The 3,867-nt window shown below is 71.5% G+C and carries 2 protein-coding genes; both read right to left on the bottom strand.

Annotated elements, in window-relative coordinates:
• Positions 1–500: 500 nt before the first annotated feature.
• The gene (locus EAO76_RS42215; protein ID WP_148841519.1) at positions 501–1,382 is read right to left on the bottom strand and encodes a phosphotransferase; all 882 of its coding nucleotides are present in this window, start codon (positions 1,380–1,382) and stop codon (positions 501–503) included.
• Positions 1,383–3,164: 1,782 nt separating this feature from the next.
• The coding region (locus EAO76_RS42205; protein ID WP_399463756.1) for a hypothetical protein at positions 3,165–3,867 on the bottom strand (703 nt) is incomplete at its 5' end.

Raw genomic sequence — 3,867 nt, 5'->3', positions numbered from 1 at the left:
CCCCTGAAGGGCACAGCCCCCAGCCCCCGACTTCGGCCGGCCTTCCCCCGCGCTGCTGGAACGCGCCGACCACGGCTACGCCCGCTTCCTCGCCCACACCGCCCCGGCCACCTCGGACGCCGGCCCCGGCGACCACCACCAGGACGACGCGGCGGAACACCGGTGAGCGACAAGCACCTCGTGCTCCACGACCCCGGCAGCCTGATCGAGGCCAAACTCACCCCAGACCGCGCCCCGTACGAAGCACTCGTCACCGCCGTCTTCGCATGGAAGGACCCCGACCTCGACCCCCGCGCCCCTGTGCCGCCGCCCCGCGTCGCCGGGTTCTGCCGCGTGCTGTGTCGTGGTCAGCGGCCTGGCCGCGGCCCTGCCCCGCTCCGCGCCTGTCGTCGGGCCGCCGCTTGCCGCTCCTGTGCCGTCGCCCCGCCGGGCCCCGTGCCGCCGACCGCCGTGCATGGGTTTCAACAGCGACGGTCTCGTCGCTTGGTTCCTTGCCGCTTTCACGTGGCCTTCAGCTTTTTCTGCAGACCATCCAGTCGTCTGGTCACTGTGTCGAGTGTCGGCCAAGGAGGACCCTCGCGCAGCAAGCGCAGGAGTTCCTCCCCGAATCGCCTCCCATTTGGAAACTGGTCGCCAAGCTCCCAACGCCACGCGGCGACCATCGCGATGACGAGCTGCCGACACTCGTCCAGCAGCCCTTGGTCAACGCTTGGGTAGTGCTCGCAGACCGCCTCGGGAACATGGGCGAGATCGAACTCGACGGGTCCACGGCAGCACGTCTCAAGGTCGATGAACAACGAGCCGCTCTTCGTGCTGAGCACATTGCCTGGATGCGGCTCGCCGTGGAGCAGCTGCTCCACGGCGCCGCGGTCGTCGATCGCTCGTCCCAGGCTTGCCAGCCTGCCGCTGAGGAACACACGGTCCGCGTCGGTGAGCTCCGGCGAGCGATCCGGGTCGGCGACAACTTCCTCCGCCTCCGTGATCCGGTCCGTGAACCTCGGGCTCGGCATATCGACCTTGAGCATGCCGACGTGCAGCCGCTCCAGCGCCTTGGCGTAGTCGGCTGGTGAAATGTGAGGTGCCACGGGCTCGTAGTAGGTCCACAGCGTCACTGTGAAGCCATCGCGCGTGTACACGCGCGGGTCTGCCCGAGGCTCCAAGGGACACACCGGGCATCCGACCTCGATGAGCCGCTGAGCGAGATCAACTTCGAACTGTGCAACCTCTTGCCCCACAGGGGCGACCCGGGCGAAGACGTCGCATGGCGTCAGCCGCAGTGCCAGCTTGTTCGAGTTGTGGAGAACGATTGCATTGTTGGCCGGCAGGTCGAGCGACGCGGAGACCGAAGTCGCAGCCGTAATCGCACGCGTGACGTCAGTCATATCCACCCTCGAATCTTGGCACAGGCGAGTAAGGGCGACGCCAACCAGCGTGGCCAGGTGCCAGCTCTCGTGGCTCGACCCAGCTGAGGATGCCGTCCTCGCGGCCCTGCGAAATGCAGAGCAGAGCACCCGAGTGGCCAGGACGTACTGGTCCCGATCCGCTGTCGCCCGGGGCAGCGTTGAATGTATGGGGCCGCCATCATCTGTCCGGCCCACCCGCGTCAATCGGTCTGCGTTCAGTCGGGCGGCTCCGGTGGGCGCGGCTGTCCCGGCTCGGGTTCGGGACCGGGAACACCCGGGCCATTCGGGCGGGGTGGCTCAGGCGGTGGTGTGGGCGACCTGGGCGGCGCCGGAGGGTCCGGCGGCACAGGCGGCTCTGGAGGCTTTTCCGGTTCCGGCGGTCCCGGGGGCGATGGGGGTTCAGGCGGCGGGACGGAGGTGATGTCGGGATCGGGCGGCACGGGAACGGTGCTCATGATCACTGTCTCCTACTGGTGTTCGAGCTCCTTGCTTATTCATTTTCGAACAACCATGGATGGTGCGCTTGTGGTCGAAGTGGGTGAGCCTCCGCGCAGCTGGAAGTCCTCCAGCAGGGTGGGCCGCGGTCGCCGACGGTGAGGGAGCTGTCGGTGTCGTTGACGCGCGCCCCGGGCCGGGCCTGTGCCGCCGCCCCGCGTCGCCGGGCTCTGCCGCGTGCTGTGTCGTGGTCGACGGCCTGGCCGCGGCCCTGCCCCGCTCCGCGCCCGTCACTGCGGCCGTTCCGCGCCGTGCCGCCTGGTCGCCGCCCGGCCCCGTGTCCTGGGTTCCTGTCGCGTCGGCGACCGGGCGGCCCGGCGGCCAGGCTCGGCTTCGTGTGTCCATCGAGGTCTGGTCACCGCCTCGCCCGCTCGTTGTCTCACCGTGTCGTCGACCACCTTCCCCACTCGCCCCGTCCCGCCGTCCGGGGCTGGGGTTTCGGTCGGGGGCGTCGATCGCCCGCCCCGTCCGGGCCGGTGTCTCACCGCTCCGCGCTGTCGACCACCCACTCCATGGCCCTGCCCGTTGCCGTGCCCGGGCGGCCTRCCCGCGTCCGGGTTGTAACGCCCKCGCCTGKGTACGCAGTTCGCTCTTGCCGCAGCTCCGCGCCGTCGGCCTCCTTCCCCGCCCGCCCTCCGGGCCGACGCCGGGCCGTCGACGGCCCGCCCGCCCGGCTCCGCCGCGCCCCGCGGTCGGTGGCCGGTTGGTCCGGCCTCGCGTCCCGGGTTCCTGTCGCGTCGGCGGCCCGGTCGTGGGCGCGCCCGCCGGGTTCTGCCGCGTGCTGTGTCGTGGTCGGCGGCCTGGCCGCCGACCCGCGCCGCCGTGCCGTCGTGCCGCCCTCCGGCCGCCCCGTTGCGCGCCCTCCAGCCGCCGTCGTCCCGCCGGGCCCGCCGCCCGCGCCCCGGGCCTCCGGCCGCTGCCGCCCTCGGACGACCTGACGGTGCGCCCGCGGCCCCGCCGCACCGGGCTACCGGGCCGAGCCGCGCCGCCGGGCCGCCGACACGAGGGGAACCCGCGCCCCGGGTTCCCCTCGTGTCGATGGCCCGGCCGCGATCACGCCCACCGCCGTACCGTGGTCGACGACCTCGCCGTCCCGCCTGCCCCGCCGTGCCGGCCTTGCCTCGCTGTTGCCGGGACCCGCGCCGCCCTGGTGCTCCCGCTGCGCGATGGCCGGCGGCTGGCCGCAGGAAGTTGATCTGGGCCTGGCTTGGGCGGGGCGGCGGTGAATGCTTCCTGGGCCCACCGGCCTGATCGAGAACGTCGAGTTCACTCAGCTCCTCCACCGCGTTCGTACCCAACGGATGACTTCGAACCGGGTGACTGGTCGAGGGTGCGCTGCCTGCTTCCCATCGCCAGGGACGCCATCACGACCGCCATCAGCGTGAGCAGTCCGAGGGCCGTCCCGACGACGGCGGGCGTGAGCCAGGGCCAGGGCTTCGTCGCATTGGGGAAGTCCAGGCGGTTGTACGGGTCGACGTATACGCGGACGCGGTCACCGACGCGGGTGGACACGCCGCAGGCCTCCCTGTCGGTCAAGAACTTCGTGCGGCCGTTGGGGAGACGGAGCGTGCAGTGGTACTTCTCACCTGTGCCTGCCGAACGCTCAATGTGGACGATCTTGGTGACCGTCGCGGGCACCTCTTCGCCGCGCCAGTTCAATATGGCTTGACTGACACCCCACGACGCCACAGGCAGGAGGAGCATCAGGCAGAGGCCCAGAGCCGGCGACCACATGCCGTTCCTCACGAACGTGGGCGCGAACCCCACAACGATCGCCACCAGGAACAGCGGCAGCGCGACGAGCGGCCTGCTCTGCACGTTCACGATGAACGCCAGCCCACATCCCGCCACCACCAGCGCCATGCCGAGGCCCAGCGCCGCCCCCACCAGGCGCGGCCGGTGCGACGTCCACTGACCCACCCGCCGCGCGAGGCGCCCGGCACGCAACCCGTCCCCCGTCATGCTGCCC

Source organism: Streptomyces sp. sk2.1 (assembly GCF_008120935.1).
In the GTDB taxonomy this organism is placed as follows: domain Bacteria; phylum Actinomycetota; class Actinomycetes; order Streptomycetales; family Streptomycetaceae; genus Streptomyces.
The sequence above is the reverse complement of the archived record's forward strand: the minus strand, read 5'-3'. Positions and strand labels throughout refer to the sequence as shown.

Bases quoted from the DNA above. Each gene is read 5' to 3' on its own strand.
- EAO76_RS42215 (WP_148841519.1), bottom strand. From the start codon at position 1,382: ATGACTGACGTCACGCGTGCGATTACGGCTGCGACTTCGGTCTCCGCG.